19 protein-coding genes are annotated in these 18,545 nt (G+C 62.2%); 8 read left to right on the top strand and 11 right to left on the bottom strand.

Annotated elements, in window-relative coordinates; all coding sequences use genetic code 11:
- Window positions 1-29 precede the first annotated feature (29 nt).
- The 11 genes from E1J61_RS16415 to E1J61_RS16365 are packed head-to-tail and all read right to left on the bottom strand — an operon-like array spanning window position 30 to window position 10,589.
- Entirely contained in the window at window positions 30-647 is a 618-nt protein-coding gene (locus tag E1J61_RS16415) for a DUF4400 domain-containing protein (protein WP_133095109.1), read from the bottom strand.
- A gap of 1 nt (window position 648) precedes the next feature.
- Window positions 649-945 carry a hypothetical protein gene (locus tag E1J61_RS16410; RefSeq protein ID WP_133095108.1) on the bottom strand — a complete coding sequence of 99 codons (297 nt, stop codon included), beginning with the start codon at window positions 943-945 and terminating at the stop codon, window positions 649-651.
- Window positions 920-1,426, bottom strand: a complete 507-nt coding sequence (locus tag E1J61_RS16405; protein ID WP_133095107.1) for a hypothetical protein — start codon at window positions 1,424-1,426, stop codon at window positions 920-922. The genes E1J61_RS16410 and E1J61_RS16405 overlap by 26 nt, the downstream gene beginning before the upstream one ends.
- 6 nt (window positions 1,427-1,432) lie before the next feature.
- Window positions 1,433-3,298, bottom strand: a complete 1,866-nt coding sequence (gene traD / locus E1J61_RS16400; RefSeq protein ID WP_133095106.1) for a conjugative transfer system coupling protein TraD — start codon at window positions 3,296-3,298, stop codon at window positions 1,433-1,435.
- Window positions 3,295-4,560: a TraI domain-containing protein gene (locus E1J61_RS16395; RefSeq protein WP_133095105.1), complete on the bottom strand. Its 1,266-nt coding sequence runs from the start codon at window positions 4,558-4,560 to the stop codon at window positions 3,295-3,297. Before E1J61_RS16395 ends, traD begins: the two co-directional genes overlap by 4 nt.
- Window positions 4,560-5,603 carry a type IV secretion system protein gene (locus E1J61_RS16390; RefSeq protein ID WP_133095104.1) on the bottom strand — a complete coding sequence of 348 codons (1,044 nt, stop codon included), beginning with the start codon at window positions 5,601-5,603 and terminating at the stop codon, window positions 4,560-4,562. Before E1J61_RS16390 ends, E1J61_RS16395 begins: the two co-directional genes overlap by 1 nt.
- Window positions 5,604-5,617: 14 nt before the next feature.
- On the bottom strand, window positions 5,618-6,376 hold the full coding sequence (locus E1J61_RS16385; protein ID WP_133095103.1) for a conjugal transfer protein TrbJ: 759 nt from the start codon (window positions 6,374-6,376) through the stop codon (window positions 5,618-5,620).
- A 15-nt stretch (window positions 6,377-6,391) separates the two neighbouring features.
- On the bottom strand, window positions 6,392-8,848 hold the full coding sequence (locus tag E1J61_RS16380) for a VirB4 family type IV secretion system protein (RefSeq protein WP_133095102.1): 2,457 nt from the start codon (window positions 8,846-8,848) through the stop codon (window positions 6,392-6,394).
- On the bottom strand, window positions 8,842-9,171 hold the full coding sequence (locus tag E1J61_RS16375) for a conjugal transfer protein (RefSeq protein ID WP_041688752.1): 330 nt from the start codon (window positions 9,169-9,171) through the stop codon (window positions 8,842-8,844). The genes E1J61_RS16380 and E1J61_RS16375 overlap by 7 nt, the downstream gene beginning before the upstream one ends.
- 1 nt (window position 9,172) lies before the next feature.
- On the bottom strand, window positions 9,173-9,520 hold the full coding sequence (locus E1J61_RS16370) for a TrbC/VirB2 family protein (RefSeq protein WP_133095101.1): 348 nt from the start codon (window positions 9,518-9,520) through the stop codon (window positions 9,173-9,175).
- Between the two features lie 19 nt (window positions 9,521-9,539).
- Entirely contained in the window at window positions 9,540-10,589 is a 1,050-nt protein-coding gene (locus E1J61_RS16365) for a CpaF family protein (RefSeq protein ID WP_133095100.1), read from the bottom strand.
- 356 nt (window positions 10,590-10,945) lie between these two features.
- Here E1J61_RS16365 and E1J61_RS16360 point away from each other — a divergent pair, with 356 nt between their 5' ends.
- From E1J61_RS16360 to E1J61_RS16325, 8 genes are read left to right on the top strand one after another with little or no spacing between them, the layout of a single operon-like run.
- Complete coding sequence (locus E1J61_RS16360) at window positions 10,946-11,653, top strand: VirB8/TrbF family protein (RefSeq protein ID WP_133095128.1); 708 nt, start codon at window positions 10,946-10,948, stop codon at window positions 11,651-11,653.
- A gap of 15 nt (window positions 11,654-11,668) precedes the next feature.
- Window positions 11,669-12,577 carry a TrbG/VirB9 family P-type conjugative transfer protein gene (locus E1J61_RS16355; protein WP_133095099.1) on the top strand — a complete coding sequence of 303 codons (909 nt, stop codon included), beginning with the start codon at window positions 11,669-11,671 and terminating at the stop codon, window positions 12,575-12,577.
- Window positions 12,577-13,818: a TrbI/VirB10 family protein gene (locus E1J61_RS16350; protein ID WP_133095098.1), complete on the top strand. Its 1,242-nt coding sequence runs from the start codon at window positions 12,577-12,579 to the stop codon at window positions 13,816-13,818. The genes E1J61_RS16355 and E1J61_RS16350 overlap by 1 nt, the downstream gene beginning before the upstream one ends.
- On the top strand, window positions 13,811-14,608 hold the full coding sequence (locus tag E1J61_RS16345; protein ID WP_133095097.1) for a transglycosylase SLT domain-containing protein: 798 nt from the start codon (window positions 13,811-13,813) through the stop codon (window positions 14,606-14,608). The genes E1J61_RS16350 and E1J61_RS16345 overlap by 8 nt, the downstream gene beginning before the upstream one ends.
- The gene (locus tag E1J61_RS16340) at window positions 14,605-15,894 is read left to right on the top strand and encodes a TrbG/VirB9 family P-type conjugative transfer protein (protein ID WP_133095096.1); all 1,290 of its coding nucleotides are present in this window, start codon (window positions 14,605-14,607) and stop codon (window positions 15,892-15,894) included. The genes E1J61_RS16345 and E1J61_RS16340 overlap by 4 nt, the downstream gene beginning before the upstream one ends.
- Window positions 15,895-15,920: 26 nt before the next feature.
- On the top strand, window positions 15,921-16,325 hold the full coding sequence (locus tag E1J61_RS16335; protein ID WP_133095095.1) for a lytic transglycosylase domain-containing protein: 405 nt from the start codon (window positions 15,921-15,923) through the stop codon (window positions 16,323-16,325).
- Between the two features lie 28 nt (window positions 16,326-16,353).
- Window positions 16,354-16,857: a toxin co-regulated pilus biosynthesis Q family protein gene (locus E1J61_RS16330; protein ID WP_133095094.1), complete on the top strand. Its 504-nt coding sequence runs from the start codon at window positions 16,354-16,356 to the stop codon at window positions 16,855-16,857.
- An 8-nt stretch (window positions 16,858-16,865) separates the two neighbouring features.
- Window positions 16,866-18,533: a type II secretion system protein GspD gene (locus E1J61_RS16325; RefSeq protein ID WP_207951218.1), complete on the top strand. Its 1,668-nt coding sequence runs from the start codon at window positions 16,866-16,868 to the stop codon at window positions 18,531-18,533.
- Window positions 18,534-18,545 lie beyond the last annotated feature (12 nt).

Below are 18,545 nucleotides of genomic sequence, written 5' to 3'. Positions count from 1 at the left end.
CCCGGCCTTGTTAGTCGCTGCGGAGTCGGCTATTTGCCGACGTGGAAAGACGCTGCAAGGCGCCAGCAGAGCAGGCCGACCAGGCAGACCCCGAAGGTCCACCAGGTCGCCAGCATGGGAAGAGGTAAGAGCAGGGCGGACGCGCCGAAGCCAAAGCAAAGCATCAGGCCGTGTGCCGCCACGTGGAAGGACACCGGATTGGCAAAGCCGGCGCCCGCGGCGCGGATCTTCCGCGACACGGTTCCATCGTTGAACAGCGCAAGGAACAGCACGATCGCGCCAGCGAGCCAATAGTGGCCGACCGCGGCGCGATAGAGTGCACGGTAGATCGTTAGCCAGAAGTGCTGCATCCAGCTTCTACCGAAGTCAGACGCTCCGCCGTCTGCTATACCGGTCTGGGCGTCGGAGCCGGAGAACGACGACTTTACGATGCCGCTCTCGATGAACCACTGGTGAAAGCGGGCGTTGGCCTGTGTCACGGCGACGTCGGCCTTTTCCTGGCCGAGCACGCGCACAACCGAACCCTGTTCCGCCTCACTGATTTCGAAGGCGCTTTCGTTCTGGATGAACGGGGCGAGCGTGCAGATCATCAGCGGCGAAAAGATCAGCCACAGACGGACGTGTGACGCGAATCGGCTATTTGCCATGTCAGCCCCATCGCAGGGCGAGCAATACCGGCAGGCTCAGGAAGGCGAGCAACGCGCCCCAGAAGACAGCCGGCTTGACCACGGAAATCCTGATCAGCGCAAAGCAAGCCGCCGCCGCCCCAGTGGTGAAGGCTTGCGGCATTACCGGCGCGCCCTGAGGCGGTGCCGTCAGCCACTCTTGCATGTGCAGGGCGAGCGCAGGGTCGACGCCGCAAAGCTTGGCAGCCATGCGCGCCGGAGCCAGTTTGAGATGGATCGCAAGACGGCGTGCGTCATTGTGCAAAGTTGCCAGCGACATCGTAGTTCTCGAAGTAGCGGGTAAAGGTGTAGCCCGTCAGCACGCGGGCGGCGAGCTGAAACGCAGCGCAGCGTTGGGTGATTGCGCCCGGTGCCGGCTCGTCGACGACCCGGCACACATAGCCGTCGGGCTGGCGCTGCTCGAACGCCGGAATGGACTCGTGAAACGGATACCAGACGTTGTACTTCTCGCCTTTGAATGCCGCGTACCGCTTGCCGTAGAGTTCATGCGCGCGGGAAAACAGGCCCTTCATGAAGGCGACGTTGGGGTCGCCGTGCTTGCGAGCGGCGCGCCACGCGGTGATGCCGTCGGCCAGCATTTCCTTGACCAGCGGCTCCTCGCGGACCCGGAAGTTCACGCCGATGTAGTCGACCACCCGCGTGCAAATGTCATCGAGGTCCGGCGATAGGGAAAACACCGGCGAAAGCTTCGCCGAGAGCTTGTAGTCCTTGACGATTTGTCGGAACAGGCTGCTGCGCATGGGTGTTTAGTCTTTGATGATGGGAATTCGGCCCTGGTAGACAGCGCCCCCAGAGATTCGCAGGAAGTACTGCAGGTTCGGCAGTTGCATGACAAGGTCGTGCGGAATCAGTGGTACCTTCTCAAGCTGGGCCGAACGGGACACCGAGCCGCTGAACTCGCCGATATGGGCCTCTGTTCCGGTGCTGGTGCTGCTCGACACGACCAGGTTGCGGATAGCGGTGGTACCGGCTTTCTCGGAGAACCATTGCGCCGTGTCGATGTCTTCCAAGCGTAAGACGATCTGGTTGTTCAAATTGCCCAAAACCTGCTGCATTTTGGCCACGTTTCCAAGCTTGGCCGTGAAGTCCGAGCGGGTCTGATAGGCAACGAATGCCTTGAAGCCGGCGCCGCGGCCCTTGTTCAGCAGCTGAAGCAATTGCTCATTGATGGCCTCGGCAGCTTCGTCGACCACCAGCACGATCTCGGGCGGCTTGGCGTAGAAGTTGTAGATCGCGCCTGCGACAGAAGCGATGTCGGCCAGCAGCATCGACATGACAGCCTGTGCCACCATCGAATTGGATAAAGAGTCCGCCCCAACATAGAGGACTGCCTTCTGCTTGATGACCTTGTCGATATCCCAGATCTCGCGATCATCCTCAAAGTCGTCGGCTTTGGGCGCAAGCATCAACCCCGTCTCGCCCGTGGCCAGCATCTGCAGCAGGGGCAGGGCGGATGCAATGATCCGGCCATAGTGATCGCGATCGTGTTGATAGGTCGAGATGAGGCCATCGATCGCTTCATGCCCTTTGCCAACCTTGGAGAAGCGGTCGATATACAGGCTGACCATGGCGTCCAGGCGGGTGCCGCCCGCCTTTTGCGCGACCTTCTGCATGTACCCCGTGGCTTCCTCTTCCCAATCGGGCTGCCCGGCTTCAGGGAAGAATCGCTCGAGACCGCGCTCCAGAAGGTTGTTGATGCCGTTCTGCGCGTACTGCAGGATCGAACGCAGGTTCGGCTTGTCGCCGACATAGAGTTCGCCCTTGACGGCGCGGTCGATGAACAAGAAGGCGAACTGGCGGAACGGGCCTTCCTCCATCAGTTGGGCGATCCGCGTCGGGATTTCCGAGGGTTGCGACCAGTTTTCCAGCGGGTTCAGCCGGATAGACTGCGATGGCGCGGCCTGTTTCCAGTACAGGAATTTGCGGCCGGTCCGCTCGCATTCGCGCTTGCACCTAGCGACCCAATCGGGGTCATTCTTCGGGTCAATCGCGATCAAAATGTCATTCGGGTTGTGAATAACCTGCGTCGAGATCAGTTCAAACGTGCGCGTCTTACCTGAGCCGGTGGTGCCGCTGATCGAGGTGTGACCGCCCATCGCCTTGTAGTGGAAGGGGATGGGAATACGCAGGGACTCCAAACCGCCGATCCAAGATTTGCCCTGTGGCGACCGGTCGGCAACGCTGCTCTCCGGGGCGAACGCCTTCTCGATAGCCTTGACGGTGTCCTTTGGCAGCCATTTGGGCAGGCCGGGGATGTCGCTCGATGGCATACGCAGGATGTCGTGGGCGATCTGACAATGCTTCTGGGTCCATTCATAGCCGGTACCCAGATACATGGCATCGTCGTCCTTGTCATCCGAGCGCAACTTGCGGCTCTGCGCCAGGAGGTCATCGATCCGGACGAGGGTCAGCCACTTCGTGGAGATGGAAAGGCGGAACCTGAGCGCACGCCACACCTGGCTGGAGCGAAAGAGCAGGAATGCCATGCCACCCATTGCAAAGTAGCCACTGTTGGGCATGCCACTCACCAGAAGCAGCAAGACAGCCAGCGCCCAACCGACGACCGCACGGAACTCGTAGATGGGACGGAAGTGGTTAATGTACTGGTTCATGCTTCAGGGGCTTGGGAGGCAGGCAGGATCAGGTCGCCAACTTCGTTGACCAGCAGGATGTCTTGCCCCACGATCTTGTAGAGATGCTTGAACTTGCGCAGATTCTCAATGAGCGTCTCGGAGGCAATGCCATAGTTGCCCAGCGAGCGCTTGCTGATGGCAACCTTTCCCTCAACCCGGGTTACCTTCGTCTTGCCGGCGGCCGCGTCCTGGGAGAGGGCCTTGAAGAACTCCCGCATGAGGTTCGAGGTGCCAGCAATCGCCTTGAACGGATCCCCGGCCGGTGGTTCTTTGCGCAAGGATCGGGCACCGTCGAGTTGGACGGCGTTAGGCGACGCACCGTGCTGGCCGCTTGCATCACTGCCTGTCAGTTGGTTTCCGGCATGGGAGGTTGAATCCGATTCAGGCGTTGACGTCGGCAGCTCCACTTCGGCCGTCGCCGATGCCGATGCCGATGCCGATGCCGGAACCGGCACCGCGTCCGCACTCGCCTGCGCCGGCGGCGTCGACGCGCCGGTGATGGCACCAGCAGCCAGCGCTTGCGCTGGCGGGGCAGGCGTTGTGTCCGGGGAGAAGGCCGCCCGACGGGCCTTCAACTCGAACTGGGTAACGGTCTCGATGGCCTGACGCACCACCTTGTGCAGCAGCGTTTCCAGCCCGGCTGGCCGGGGATCTGGGTTGATGGCCCCGAACAGATCAGTCAGGACCTGGCTGTCAAATGCGCCTAACCGCTCCGCACCCAGAATTTCCCGCGCGAGTAGTGCCGTGCGCATCCGCTCGCTCGGAAGGGGTGTCTCACGACGGGAAACCCGGTAGGTGTCATCGCCAAGCCATGCGCCAAAGGCCCCGTGGGCGGCTGGAACCCATTCCGCTCCGTCGCGCTGCCGGTGAAACTGGAAGTGGCGGCAAGGCTCGTCCAGCCTCGAACAGCAGGCGGCGAGGAACAGCGCATATAGGTACTGGGGCTCGAGATGGCGCCGGCGCTCCGAGGTCTGATCCGCGGCAAACTTCTGGGCGCCGGACAGCCGCATGGCGAAGTAGGCGGCCTCGACCGTTGCACGGAACGCGCCCCCCGGCTCGGCGTGCTCGGTCGGCCGAAGCGGCATGCTGGAGAACCACGTGGCGCAGCGATCCATGACGCTCAGCCACTTCGTGCGGAAGTCAGCGTCATCTGATTCGTTGGCGTACTGTCGGACCAACGCAAGGCGGCTGTCGTGGGATGCCAGCAAAGCCGGTGGAGTCAGGTGGTGATGGACCGTCATCACTTGCCCTTCTTGGCCAGGAACCCGCCGATGCCGCTAGCGGCTTTCATGCCCAGACGCCCGGCAGCACCCCCGCTCAGCCCGCCACCGGATCCGAAGATGGCGCCCGCCATCTTGGGGATCTCCAGCGCGACAAGCAGCATGAAGATCGCAATGCCGAGCGCATAGGCAGCGCCCGCCAGGGACTGGGTGCCAATGTCAGTCTGATCGACCATGGTCGAAGTGAATGCGCCGGAGACGAGTCGCGCCATGACGGAGGCAACGACCGTGTACATCGAGGCGCTGATCATAAAATCGAGCCAGGAGACGAAGAATTTGCGCGAGAAATCCGAGAACGCGAGCGCGACAGCGAGCGGGCCCACGACGATGCCGACGGCGGCCTGCACCTCCCCTAGAGCGATGAAGAAGCTGTAGAGCAGCGCTGCTACCACGCAGACCACAAATGTAATGATGAGGACGACCCCGGACAGGGCGACGCTAAGTATGGAGAGGCCGCTTGCCGCGTCCATGGCCTTGTTGTAGGTGTCCAGGAAGCCGGCGCCTACCGAGATGAGCGTCAAGGCCGGATTGCTGGAGCGAGTACCGGCGATCTTGTCGCCAAGCATTTTGAACCAGTCGAAAATTCCCGGTGCGAACTTGTCGTACCCCACATAGATCGCCGCGAAGATCCCCAAGAGCATGAACGCCTCAAAGATGTCCGTCCACGCAGTGGTCGGATCGCTCGTCGCAGCGAATCGAATGCCTGCAAGCGTCAGCGTGATGAGTGCCAAGCCATAGGCTACCTTGTCGGTTTCCGATCGGATGGTTTGACTCAGCGGTGTAGCGCTTGCAATCAACCCGCTCCGGAACGAATCGAACTGGCCGACCCAACTCTTGAGAGATTCGGCGATCGTCCCCTTCTCTCCGGAGAATGACGGCGGGGTCTTGGTAGATTCTTCCGCCTGCGACCCAATCATCAAGGGGGGAATCTCGGCCTGAGCGAAAGCCACGCTTGTGTGCAATAGCGTGGCCGTCAAAAACAGGATCAATAGACGCAGTAGCATGGCTCGGAACCTGTTCAGTCGGCCTGCAGCTTGCGAGAGAACACCCGGGCACGCAGCTGCCGGAGTTCCTCATCTTGTGCAGTCGAGATCGCGCGCATCGCCTCAGCGCTTTGCGTTTCCCTGGCGACGCTCTGTTGGTCCTTGTCCGCGTCCGCTTGGGCCCGCACGCTCATAAGCTGCAGCAAATCCGAGTTCTGGCTGGCAAGCACGTCCAGCATCTGGTTGGTGGTTTGCGCCGCCGCCTGAGCAGTGGGCGAGAGCTTGACCTGAGCCTGAATCTTTTGTCGGCGTTGGGCCACAGACTGTGTGTTCTTGAAGACTTGCTCACCCAGGCTGAACAGGTTCTTGGCCGTCTTGTCGCCGTTGCTCAGCAGCTTGCGCTGATCATCGAACCATTGCTCCTTGGTCTTGCCCGAGGCGACGACCATGCTCTGGATCTTCTTCAGATAGTCCGCATTGTCCGAGACCGTGCCATACAGGTCCTTGAGCGAGGTGCCGTAGGTCTCGTACTTGCCGATGTCATCCCTGATCGCGTCCAGCTCCTCCGTCAGCGCGACGGCGTCCAGGCCCGTGGCCTGCAGGAGCTGGTTGGCCATCATCTTGTACTGGTAGACGATGTTGGTGTTCTCGTAGACTTCGGTCTTCAGTGACTGCATTGCCGTTCTGGTCGTCTGCACAAGACCTACCCAGTCGGTGACGGGCAGGGCAGCTTGGGCCGACGTGGCCCCGAAGACCGAGGTGGCGAGGGCGATGTTGGCGATCCACTTCTTCACGTTGATTCTCCAAAGTTATGCGGCACGCGCGAGCATCTCGCGCACATAGCGGTCCTGCCAGTCGGCGTCCCCAGAGGTGAAGTGCTTGTCGCAGATGGACTGCGCGATACCGTCCGAGCGCAGCATGGCAACCATCTCGTCGGAGAAAGCCGTCTGCAGCATTCGGGTCTGGGTCGTGGTGATGAGGAGATAGTCGCGGTTGGGCACCGCGTCAGAGATCAGCGCAACCTGGTCATCAGTCAGGCCGAACTTTTCCTTGTAGAGCTCAGGGCTGGTCTTGGCCTGGCTATTGGGAAGGTAGACCCAGTTGGCGATGTTCTCTTTCAGAATCTCGAAGTTCGCGACGCGTGCAATCTGGCGAAGAGACTGTGTCGCCGACCAGATGGCGCCATTGAGCTTCCGAATAGTGGTAATCCAATCCTCGTAGCGTCTATAGAAGCGTTCGTTCTGGAAGAAGAAGCCGCATTCCTCCACCTCGATAATTGTGTAGCGGATGCCGTCCATCGACTGGCTGATGCGGTAGAAGGCGTAATCGGTGAACAGTACGGCAGCCCGTTCATACTTCTGGAACAACTCGCCCATCTCGATGCACAGGTTGTCACTGACAGCGAATGCGTCCTCGGTGTGATCGAAGAAGTGACCGTACTGACCACCCTTGAGCCAGATCTGCAGCCGCGTGCGCAGATCGGCATGCAGCATCGTCGAGAGCGCGCTGAGGGTCCAGCGCTCGCGGGGGTAAGCAGCGACCAGCTTCACGGCTTCGAAGATGTCCTGGACTTGCTGCGGCGAGAGTGTGAAGTCGTCGTCTTCGAGGGCGAGTGTCAGCCATTCCGTGACGTAGGTGAAGTTCGCGGGATCGGCCAGCAGCGACAAGGGGTTGACCGGTGTGCTGGTCTGGAACTTGCCCGTCACGTCGATGAACGTGCCGCCGCTGAGCAGCGTGGGAATGCGGGTAGACCTATCCTTGTCGAAGCGAATCCGACGCGCCTTGTGCCTGTCGCCTTGCGACACAAGGAAGTTCAGGAACACGGATTTGCCGGCACCAATCGGTCCGATCACGAACAAATGACCATTGCCACCGCGCTGGTGCATGTCGACGCGCTGGATGGTGCGGTGCCGGGTTGGCAGGCAGGTGAGCGGGGGAACCTCTGCGCCGGTCTTCTCGCTCAGCCATGCGTTGAAGGTGGGGCCTTCCAGGACGGAGCGGACTGGCGCGATGTCGGACACGGCCGGCGTCTCGACGAACTGGAGGCGCCGTTGCTTGTCCCAGCGACCGGGCAGGGTGCTGTTCCATGCGGGCATCAGGTTGGCCTTCTCGCGAATGGCGCCGAAACCGGCGTTGGTCAATGCGCCCACGACCTCGCTGACGGCATCCTCGCATTCATTCTCGGAGTCCGCGTAGATGATCACAGAGATGTTGGCGAAGCCATGCTGCACGCCCTCCGCGGTGAGACGCTTGAGGGCGTGACCGGCTTCCTTGGCGAGTTCTTCGCGGCCTTCGTCGTTCTCGCTTTCTTCCTTGGAGACGTACTGCTTCATCATGGAGCGCAGGTTCACCGCGGCCATTTTGTAGAAGCGGCGAACCTTCTCGATGTAGGCAGTGGCGCGCGCGGTGTCGAGGAAGCGGTACATGATGCAGATGTCCAACTCGGCATCGACCTGCAGGAGGCTGTCAAGCGCCGCTTCCTGAAAGCTCATCCATTCCTTCACCGCGACCACCGCCGCATATCGCTTGCCGTGCGCGGATTCGAACAGCAGTCGCTCTGCCCCTACGGTTACTTCGGATTCTGTCAGGTGCGTGTCGAGCAACGTGACCGGATACCGGATCCGACGCGGCGGCACGCTGGGGTTGGCGACCTGGTGCAGCGCTTCATAGCTGTCCTGCATCGTGAGCCGGGTCGGTTTGATGCGAGGGATACCGCCGGAGAACGCGTCGAGCATGGCCTCGAAGCGCCGGGTATCGGCGCGCATCTTCTCGAGATCGAAGGCAAATGCGCTGCGGGACAGCACCGTGTCCTTGGCAGCTTCAACGATCGCGCCGTAGACAGATCGCCCCCCGACGGTCATGTGATAGCCAATCTTTTCAAAGAACTTGGCGATGCCCGATTCGGGTGTATAGGCGATGCTGAGCGCGTGCGTGTTGCGGAAGTACCGCCCGGTTGTCATGTGTGCGCGGTTGAGCGCGTTCAGCCTCGCGTCGGCGAGGTTGCTGAATTCGCCGTCGATGAAGCCAGTGGTACGGCGGTGGGACAGGCGCCACCAAGCCGAAATACGGTTGTCGAAGGATCGACAAGCCTGGTCGAGCTGGTCTCGGGCCGATGTAATGTCGCTGGCATCGGCGCTGTCCGCATCGACACCGCGAAACTCGTAGGTCGCAAGCAGGGAGCCGTCCTTGTTCAGGATCAACTCCGGGGTAACGGACGTGAGCCACGGCACGATCTCTGCCAGCGGCCGGCGTTTGAGTTTCAGCATGGCAAGTCACTGTCAAAGCCGTACGGCCGGCGGAACACCGCGTCCGACTTGCCGTGCCAGGGCACCGACTCGTACAGGTCGCCGTACATGTTGTAGACGTTGAGAATCTGGTTCCACCACGGATCTCGGCTCGTCAACCACGCCAGCAACGCATGCGTGCAAAGACCGATGACGAAGATTGACACCGGGATTTCCCAACCGCTGCGATACGTGACATAGATCAGCAGCGCGACAATCGTGCCGTTCGCGATGGCAAGACCACGCACCGCTCCTGCGATCAGGCGAGGCATCGACAGGCCGATGCTCACATGGTGCTTTCGCATCTCAGAAGCCGGTGCAGGCGGCGACGATGTTCAGCGTCTTCAGGATCGACGGCGCCGCCGCGGCCAGGCCGACGCCAACGCAAGCGCCAGAGATGAACTTGGACAGGCTCGATTCCGCATTGGCGTAGGCATAGGCGCCGAGCACGATGACGATCAGCCCGATGACGAATAGGTACTTCGTGTTGATGAAGGTGGCGATGCCGCAGATGAAGGTGCCAAGATTGCCGAGGAAGGAGTCGTCTGCGGCGACCGCGGAGGTGGCAACGGCCATCATGCCGACGAGTAGCAAGGCGGATGGGGCATACTTGCGTGCCGTGGCGCGGGCGCGCAGGGAGAACTGGGAGGTCATGCGGGGAGACTCCTGAGGTTTAGAAAACGCGTTGGAATTCGTAGTCGTTGTTGCGAAAGCCCTTGATCTCGATGATCTCGGAGAGCACGCGCATGTCTCCCGAACGCTTCATGTGCACAACGTAGTGAATGCAATCGGCAATGAGCCGGCGCATGTCTTCGACTTTCCAGCCGGAACCGGGCGGGATTCCGAGCAGCGCCATGCTTTCGAGACGTGACAAGGCCATGCGGGGACTCGGTGCATGCAGCGACCCCATGCCGCCGTCGTGGCCCGTGTTGAAGGCCTGGAGCATGTCGTACGCTTCGCCGCCCCGAACCTCGCCCACAAGAATCCGGTCGGGTCGGAAGCGCAGAGAGAGCGCAACGAGATGCTGGGTGGTGACACCCTTATCGGCGTTGGAGAGCAGGCGCACGACATTCGGCACGCTGGGCTTGAGCTCGGTCGTGTCCTCGATGGTGATGACGCGCTCCTCCGGCGGGATCTCGCCGACCATGGCATTGAGCAGCGTGGTCTTGCCTGAGGACGTTCCACCCGCCACCAGGATGTTCTTGCGTTGGCGGACCAGCTCGCCGAGTGCCTGGGCGAGTGCTTCGTCCTCCACGGGGCCGCAGAAGATGGGTGTCTCGGTTTCCGTGCGCGCATTCCGGGAGGAGAATGCGCCGGCCTTCACATAGTCCGACAGGCGCATGTTCTTCTCGCGATGCCGCCGGATGCTCAGTGCGTGGCCTTCGATCGACGTCGGCTGCATCACGGCGGCGATCCGCAGGCCTTTGTGACCGGCGTTGATGATGCCCTGGGCCGTGCCGCGCACCGCGGACTTTTCGACCGACGACGCCAAGGATCGGATTGCCCCCTCGATCTTGAACGGATCAATCTCGACTTCGAGCCGGGTCATGATGCCGCGTCGCTCGACCCAGATGCTGTTGTGGCGATTGATCATGACTTCTGCCACGTCATCGGCGTGGATGACATCGTGCAACGGCGCCAGCGATTCGAAGAACATCGACACGGCGCTGTCGGCCAGCTGCGTGAGCTGCAGAAGAGGGTGGTTGGTGGACGCTGATTCCATGCCCGCTATTGTTGGCGGGCAAACGGCCTTGTAGCCGACTGAAAGCTAGGCCATTTTCAAGAGCTTTCGACGAAGTCGCGCAGGACCAGTCCGCTCAAGTCGGGCAAAAAGGAACATGTTCCTTCCTAAAGCTTCGAATCACGCGGTCAAATCCTGAGCTTTCGTAGATTGACCCTTGGTGGGCTCCGCAACGAGAGGATTCGGGGCAACGGACATTGCCCGACGGCAGTGTGACCCGCAAATTGAGGTGCAGCGATAAGAAAAATGGAAAGCTCTGCAAATTGGCACAGCTTTCGATGGCGGGTGGAAGGCAATTCACTGTTTCAATTAGCGGCATCCAAAAGTCCCGCCGCATCATGCGCTTCTTACGCAGATCCACCGACAAAGCCAAGCCCCTGACCGTTGCGCCAGGCATGTATGGCGAAGAGCGTCCCGAGCAAGTCATCTTCGATCGGACCACGCGCATTACCGTGGACCGCAACCACTGGAAGCTGGCGACTGTCGGCGCTGCGTGTGTTGCCCTTGCGGCCATTCTGACCCGCGAGCCGCCGCCGTCGGTGGTGAAGGTCGTTGGCGTTTCGGCAGACGCGACCGGGAAGCCGATCACGCGCGAACTGGACGCTTTCCACCCGGATGAACGACAGGTACAGGCCGCTCTCAAGGATCTCGTGCAGCGGTGGTTCACCATCGAGCCCATTTTGACGCCACAGATCGAGTCGTCGCGCATGGCGGCGAACCTGCGCTCGGTGCGAGAGCAGATGCTGGGCTCGGCGAAGGAGCAGTTCAAGGCATGGGTGGATGAAGACGAGCCGTTTAGGCAGGTGATGGCGGCGCCAACACTCACCCGGGAACCCAAGTTCACCAATATCGCAAGCCTGCCCGACAGCACGGTGGTGGTCGAGTTCGTGACCACGACAACCGAGGATGGGTACAAGCCGCGCAAGCAGCGGTACGCGATTACGTTCCGCTATCAGGTCAAGCCGGCGGACAAGGAAGCGATGCTCGGTACGAATCCGTTTGGTGTCTTCCCGATCTTCTTCTCCATCCAGAAATCCGCGGCCTGAGCCGCGCCTATGCCCATGGAAGCGCGTACCCCCTCCCGACTTCTCCCGCTGGCCATCGCCCTTGGCCTGTCACTGTTGCTCTCCATCCCCGATGGCAACGCGGCGGAAAAGACTGGGCGCCGCCTCGGCGCAGGCGTCGCCGGCCTTGGCATCGGCGACCTGAGCGACGCCATGAACCCGGCCAATCCGTTCAATGGCGGTGTCGAGCCTATCGCGTTGCCGGGTGATTCGCGCCTGGTCGTATTCACGTACAACCGCGATCAGATCTTCCGCGTGCTGAGCGCGCCCCTGAAAGTCACGACGATCGAGTTCCCGGACGATGAGCAGATCGTTGGCGACCCGGCTTGGGGTGAGAACGTGCGTTGGGATTACGACACGGATGGCGCCAATCATCTCTATGTGAAGCCGCAAGCGCCAGGCCTCGTCAATACCCTGTCGGTGAACACGAACAAGCGCAGCTACGAGTTCACGCTGGTGTCCTCGCCGCTGGGCGGCATCTTTTACCAGAAAGTGCGCTTCCGTATTCCGACCTCCATCTCGGCCAAGGTGAAGGCGCGCAACGGTGCGCGCGGCGAGCAAGGGGACGATGCCAGGTCGGCCGGGACCGAAGCGCGCAACCCAGACGCCGTCGCTGTGGCGCCGGACCAGTTGAACTTCGAGTATTCCATTTCTGGCACCGCCAGCTTCAAGCCCGAGACCGCCTTCGATGACGGCAAGGCACTATGGCTGCGGTTGTCGGCCGCCGCGCTGCAGAGCTGGCCGGTCGCACTGGTGAAGGATGGCAGCGACTTCGTGGTGGTCAATCAGATCCGCCGCGGCGGCTATCTGGTGGTCCAGCGCCTCGCCGATACCGTCGTCCTGCGCTCCGGTGACGATGAGATCAAGATCGAGCGGGGCCGTCGTCGTGTACTGGGATTGTTCTGATGCGCGCCTCGAAAATGGATCCGAGCGCAGCTTCCGTGAGCGATGCGCAAGTCCGTGCGGTGAAGGGGAAATTGCCCCGAAACGTCATGTTCGCCCTCGGTGGCATCACGGCGGTGCTGGTTGGCGCGCTGGGCTACTACTTCCAGACCATCACGGACGAGCAGCTGGAAGCGAAGGCTGAACAGGCGCGTGCCGATCAGATCAAGCAGCGCGCGGGCAACGCTGACAATGGACGAAGCCTTGAGGCGGCGATTCGCGCACAGGCGGACAAGGCCCGCGAGGAAGCCGACAAGCAGCGCAAGGAAGCCATCGCGCCGGACACCAAGAAGCCGGTACTGACCGCCGCTGATCTGACTGGGGGTGCGAAAGCGTCTCCTTCGGTGGATGCCAAGAAGAACGAGGAGGATGATCTCTTCACGGCACCGGTGTTCAAGTCGGGCGCGCGCAAGTCTCAACTGAATCAAGGGCGATTGCCAGCCGGCATCGCCGATGTCTCGGACCCTGAGCATATGCGCGCGATTCAGCAAGCGGTGGCTGCACGCCAGGGCGCCGCAAATGCGGCCGCACTCGCACAAGACAACGCGACGCCACAGCCAGGCTCCGGTGACCGGCAGTTCCTGCGCGACGCCGGGAGCATGAGCACCTTGCGGACCGGTTTCGATGGCAAGTTGCCCAAATGCACGGTCAGCCGAGGCTTCGTCATCCCGGCAGTGTTTGCGGGGGGCCTCAACTCGGACAAGCCCGGCGAGTTCCGCGCCACCGTATCCCAGGACATCTATGACACCGTGCAGGGTACTTGCAAGGTCATCCCTGCCGGCAGCACGCTGGTCGGCATGTATAGCGCCGACATCGCCGTCGGGCAGGAGCGCATTCTCACCGCATTCGTGCGCATGCAACTGCCCAACGGCAAGACCGTGCCGCTCCTGGGGATGCAGGGTGCCGATCCGGATGGAACCGCCGGTAATAGCGGCGATGTCAATAACCACTTCCTGAAGATCTTCAGTGGGGCGCTGATCATCGGCGCGCTCTCGCTTCGTTTCAACGATAACCCGACGACGACCACCGTCGGGCCCGCCGGCCTGGTTGCCTATGGAAACGCCGCCGGTCAAATTGCCACGCAAACGGCACAGACCATCCTTAACCGCAACCAGAATATCCGTCCGACCATCACGACCGAGCCGGGGCAAAAGATGATGGTCCAGGTCAAGCATGACATCGTGCTGGAGGCCTATCGTGACTAGGCGGTATGCAGCATTCCTCGTCTGCGCCGTCGCATCGCTAGCCGCGCACGCTGCAACGATCGACGCGGTCATTGGCCCGAACGCGATCGTGGTGAAGGTGGACGGGCAGGCGCGTGTGCACACCCTCGAAGGCAAGCCGGTCCTGTACTGCGGACTGGAAGCCTTCCTCGGGTGGTCGGCGCGTTTGCTCGGTGCGCAGATCGACCCCGGTGTGGAAGCTGGCCCAGTCGTCACGCTAGGCGGCAAGGCCGTACCGATCGCCACTCTGTTCGTGCGCGAGGGTTGGCTGCGTCCGCCCGCACTGAATGATGCCGCGCAGGAAGCGCTGGCCGAGCGACGCGGCGGTTGGGCGTGTGCTCCGAAGACAGAGCCGTTCGCGCAGATGGGAAGCCGTGTGGATCCCAAGATTACAGCGGGCATTGCCATGAATGAGTCGTCCTATCGCGGCCGCCCCTGGCCCTGGACGCTCAACGTTGCTGGACGCGGCATGTTCTTCTCGACGCGCGAGGAAGCGTATGCGGCCATCAATCGGCTGCTCGCTAATCAGCGCTGCGATTTCGATGTCGGCCTGATGCAGGTGAACTGGTGCTACCACGGAAAACGGTTCACTTCGCCATGGGAGGCGCTAGCGCCGGCGACGAATATCCGCGTGGCGGAGGACATTCTGACCGAGAACCTGCAACGCAGCGGTTCCGCCATGAAGGCGGTGGCGTGGTACCACAGCGCGAACCCGGAGCGCGGTGGGCCGTACTTCTCCCGATTCATGAAACACGTCGCGCAATTCCAATGATTAGGCCGCTGATCCTTTCCGCATTTGCACTGGTGGCGACGAACGCCATGGGGGCCGACACCGACCCGCTGGACTTCGACTATCAGGTCGTCGCCCGCGCCGCTGATCGCCCCGCCATGGTGTTCAACGATGGCCTGTCGACCTACATCCAGCCGCGGCATGGCCAGGCGGTGCAGGCAGATGGCGCCATCCAGAGCGGCCCATACTGGGTGATCGAGGGCGTGCCCGACGTCGTGCGCTACAACGTGAACGGCCAGAGCGTGGTGGCGCGCTGGAAGCGAGCAAACGGCTTCACGTCCGAGCCAAATATTCCAGTGGGCGATATCGCCCGCAGCCCCGCCGCAACCTCCGGGCGGCTCGCACTAATCGGCAGCTATGCCAGCCAGCCGCTGGTGCGCGCCGGCCGCTCCAACCTGCCGCTCGCGCAATTGGTGAAGTCGATTGCGCCGGCAGGCTGGAGCGGCACCGCGCAGAAGGACATCCCCTTGACCGAAGAGGTGACCCTCGAAACACGCGGCGGGGAGAACTGGCTACAGGCGCTCGGCCGCGTGCTGGAGGAGCGTAACCTCTACGGCGAGGTGGATTTCAGCCGCCGCAACATCGCGCTGCGCGCCGGTCCACCGAAGAGCTTCGCCGTGGTCGAGGGTGGCGGGGCAGCCGCAACTCCTGACGGAAAGCTTCTGGCCGCTGCCACGACAGCTGACACGTTGGCTGCTTCCCCTGCCACGTTGCCTGCTGCCCCTGCAGATGCGGTAACGCCGGTAGCCGGGACGCCGCTGCCTGACGGCCCGACGCTGGCATCGGCATTCGGTGCCATGGCGATCCGGGACACGAAACAGGGCCGCATCGAGATTCGGTTCGAGCAGGAGCCCAAGGACCTGGTGTTGCGCGACGCATCCGACAACAAGATCTGGACGAGGTGGGACGAGGCCCAGCGCGTGCTGTCATTTGCCACAGTCGATCGGTTCACGGCGACGGCGGATGGGAAGTCCGTCGACGTGACGCGCACCCCGGAGATCGACTATGAGTTCCCGAACCAGAACGGCGCCGGTCTGGAAATGGTCTTCGAAAAGGACGGTGCGACCTATCTCAGCTTTGGCAAGTCGCTGGTGAGCGTGTCGGTGTTCGGCGATGAACACCAGCGCAACGGCGAACTCAAGGACCGGTACTACAAGTTCAACGGCATCGCCGCGCGCCTGACCGTGATCGCGGATGGGAGTGTGGTCTACGTAGATCGCGTGCCGCAGGTCCGATTCAAAGAGCAGCCTGGAAAGGTGGCGCTGTGAGGATCGGTGCGATCGGGGTCGTCTGCATGGCCTTGCTGACCGGCGCTGCCCATGCCGACTGCCTGGGCGATGCCGCGGTGTTTCACGGCGTAAGCCCGTCTCTGCTGCGCAGCATCGCCATGCAGGAGTCCGGCATGCGTCCTTGGGTCACGAACCGCAATGCCAACGGCTCGGAAGATATTGGCCTCATGCAGATCAACTCGATCCACCTGCCGCGGCTGGGACGGTACGGCATCACGCGCGCCCACCTGTTTGATGGATGCATCAACGCCTACGTCGGCGCGTGGATTCTGCGCGAGAACATCCAGCGCTTCGGGCCAACGTGGAAAGCAGTCGGGGCCTACAACGCCTCCTCACCCGACAAGCAATTGCGCTACGCCAACCAGATTCATGCGCGGTGGCAGGCGCTGCAGCGCGCCGCCTTGCGGTAGTTCCTTCACCTCTATCGAACGCATAGCTATGTGCCAACTCAACCGAACCACCCGCATTGCAGCCGCCGCAGCGTCGTTGCTGAGCGGCCTGATCCTTGTGCCAGCGGCGCACGCCTCGCAACTCTCCAACGACGGCTGGCAGCACCTGCAGCCGCTTCGTGCGGCCAAGGCTGCCGCCAACCCGACCATGCTGGCTGCGAATACTCCCTCCGTGGTCGCCGCGGCACCGACCAAGGCGAGCACGCCGGCAGTGCCGAGCGTAGCGCCGGCGGCTGGTGCCGTTTTCCGCCTTGTCAAAGGGGAGGCGCTGCAACAGCAGCTTCAGAACTGGGCGAATCGGGCCGGTTGGACCGTCACGTGGAATGTCCCGGACGGCTGGATTGTGCCCGGCGACAAGGACTACGGAAGTGACTTCGAAAGCGCCGTCAAGCGCGTGGTCGAAGAACTTGCCAACAACGGTGCGGACGTGGTGGGCGATAGCTGGCGCGGCAATCGCACGGTGATTATCAGCCAAAACGGGATGGTTCAGTGATGATGCAAATGAAGAGGAAGACGGCGCGCTACACGGCGGCCACCGTGGCGGCTGCAACGCTGCTTTCCGGCTGCGGCGTGATGGAGACGCGCAACTTGCAGAACGCCATCGGCGGCGACGCACACGCGCTCTACGCCGATGTGCCTCGCAGCCGCCCGGTGTTTCGGGTGCATGAAGGCGCCTGGCTGATGGGGGAGAAGATCCGCGCCAGCAAGCCGCAACCGGACATTTACAACAAGCATGTTGTGTTCAGGGGAACGCTCGGCTCGTTGACCGAAGCGGCGAGCTGGATCGCACAGAGTATCGGTGTGCGTGCGACGGTAGACGCCTCCGCCGTTGCATCCGCTGCGTCCGCTGTGTCCGGTACGGCGCCGACGCAACCGGGCGCCGCGGCACGGCCGACCGGCCCGATCCCGATGGGTGGCACGCCGCGCGTGGACCTGGCCACCTCGCTGGCCGGTACGTCTGCCTCGGGGCAGGGTGCTGGTATGGCGATGACCGTGCCCTTGGCCCTCAGGTACGAAGGCAGCTTCAAGGGCTTCCTGGATGCCGTGGAGGCGCATTTTGGGGTCTGGTCCCGCTACAACGACGGCACGGTTTCGTTCTTCAGGACGGAGACGCGGATCTTCATGCTGCCGAGCCTCGCGGATTCGTCCTCCATGAATGGATCGATCACCACGTCGGACAGCAGTTCCGGCGGTACGGCTGGCGCCGGCGGCAATGGGTCTGGTGGAAGCGGGGCGGGACGAAGTGGCCAGTCCATGACGATGTCGACCGAGATGAAGCCCTGGGAAACGCTGCAGGCGACCGCGAAGGCAGTCGCTGGCGCTAGCGCCGAGGTCGTTGTCGACAAGAATCTTGGCACCCTGACGGTCACTGGCGACCCCGTGCAGTGCGACCGCATTGAGCAGTTCGTCAAGAGCCTCGTGGCGATGTATGGCAAGCAGGTCGCCATCGACGTACAGGTCTACGAGGTTCGCGTGACACGCGAGGACAATTTTGGCCTGAATCTGTCGCTTGCCTACCAAAGCGCCAGCGGTAAGCCCGACGTCTCGTTCAGTTCCGTCAGCACGCCAACGATCTCAGGCAGCGCCACTCCCATGAACCTGGGTGCGACGATCATGAGCGGCCCGTTCGCCGGCAGCAAGGCCGTGGTGCAGGCGCTTTCGACGCTCGGCAATGTGTCGCAGGTGGTATCGCGCTCGGGCGTGACGCAGAACGGCAAGGTGCTCGCCCTGCAGACCGCTACGCTGCAGGACTATGTCGCGCAGTCGCAAACGACGCTCGCTGCCAACGTGGGTTCCACCAGTTCCATCCAGACCGGAACAGTGACCTATGGCTTCACCAGCAATTTCCTGCCGAAGGTTGTCGATGGCCGGATCCTGATGAATTTCGACATGACGCTATCGGATCTGCTGCCGCTGCAGCGATTCAACTCGGGCGGCGATGCGAACCAGACCAGCGTGCAGCTGCGCACCATGCCAACCAACCGGTTCACACAGTCGATCACCCTCAAGCCCGGTGAATCTCTTGTACTCACTGGCCTGCGCAACCAGAAGGCGTCCTCGACCAACAACGGCGTGGGTGAACCCTGGATGGCTGCGCTCGGCGGCGGGGTTGGTGCCCTCAGGGGAGACACGGTCATCGCCATCATGATCTCGGCCCGCTTGCTGTAACAGAGAGACCTC

Source organism: Cupriavidus sp. L7L (assembly GCF_004353535.1).
Lineage (GTDB): Bacteria > Pseudomonadota > Gammaproteobacteria > Burkholderiales > Burkholderiaceae > Cupriavidus > Cupriavidus oxalaticus_A.
The sequence above is the reverse complement of the archived record's forward strand: the minus strand, read 5'-3'. Positions and strand labels throughout refer to the sequence as shown.

What these genes read in the sequence shown, in the direction of transcription:
- E1J61_RS16415 (WP_133095109.1), bottom strand. Translation starts at nt 647, where the DNA reads ATGGCAAATAGCCGATTCGCGTCACACGTCCGTCTGTGGCTGATCTTT.
- E1J61_RS16410 (WP_133095108.1), bottom strand. Translation starts at nt 945, where the DNA reads ATGTCGCTGGCAACTTTGCACAATGACGCACGCCGTCTTGCGATCCAT.
- E1J61_RS16405 (WP_133095107.1), bottom strand. Translation starts at nt 1,426, where the DNA reads ATGCGCAGCAGCCTGTTCCGACAAATCGTCAAGGACTACAAGCTCTCG.
- traD (WP_133095106.1), bottom strand. Translation starts at nt 3,298, where the DNA reads ATGAACCAGTACATTAACCACTTCCGTCCCATCTACGAGTTCCGTGCG.
- E1J61_RS16395 (WP_133095105.1), bottom strand. Translation starts at nt 4,560, where the DNA reads ATGACGGTCCATCACCACCTGACTCCACCGGCTTTGCTGGCATCCCAC.
- E1J61_RS16390 (WP_133095104.1), bottom strand. Translation starts at nt 5,603, where the DNA reads ATGCTACTGCGTCTATTGATCCTGTTTTTGACGGCCACGCTATTGCAC.
- E1J61_RS16380 (WP_133095102.1), bottom strand. Translation starts at nt 8,848, where the DNA reads ATGCTGAAACTCAAACGCCGGCCGCTGGCAGAGATCGTGCCGTGGCTC.
- E1J61_RS16375 (WP_041688752.1), bottom strand. Translation starts at nt 9,171, where the DNA reads ATGCGAAAGCACCATGTGAGCATCGGCCTGTCGATGCCTCGCCTGATC.
- E1J61_RS16370 (WP_133095101.1), bottom strand. Translation starts at nt 9,520, where the DNA reads ATGACCTCCCAGTTCTCCCTGCGCGCCCGCGCCACGGCACGCAAGTAT.
- E1J61_RS16365 (WP_133095100.1), bottom strand. Translation starts at nt 10,589, where the DNA reads ATGGAATCAGCGTCCACCAACCACCCTCTTCTGCAGCTCACGCAGCTG.
- E1J61_RS16360 (WP_133095128.1), top strand. Translation starts at nt 10,946, where the DNA reads ATGCGCTTCTTACGCAGATCCACCGACAAAGCCAAGCCCCTGACCGTT.
- E1J61_RS16355 (WP_133095099.1), top strand. Translation starts at nt 11,669, where the DNA reads ATGGAAGCGCGTACCCCCTCCCGACTTCTCCCGCTGGCCATCGCCCTT.
- E1J61_RS16350 (WP_133095098.1), top strand. Translation starts at nt 12,577, where the DNA reads ATGCGCGCCTCGAAAATGGATCCGAGCGCAGCTTCCGTGAGCGATGCG.
- E1J61_RS16340 (WP_133095096.1), top strand. Translation starts at nt 14,605, where the DNA reads ATGATTAGGCCGCTGATCCTTTCCGCATTTGCACTGGTGGCGACGAAC.
- E1J61_RS16335 (WP_133095095.1), top strand. Translation starts at nt 15,921, where the DNA reads ATGGCCTTGCTGACCGGCGCTGCCCATGCCGACTGCCTGGGCGATGCC.
- E1J61_RS16330 (WP_133095094.1), top strand. Translation starts at nt 16,354, where the DNA reads ATGTGCCAACTCAACCGAACCACCCGCATTGCAGCCGCCGCAGCGTCG.
- E1J61_RS16325 (WP_207951218.1), top strand. Translation starts at nt 16,866, where the DNA reads ATGAAGAGGAAGACGGCGCGCTACACGGCGGCCACCGTGGCGGCTGCA.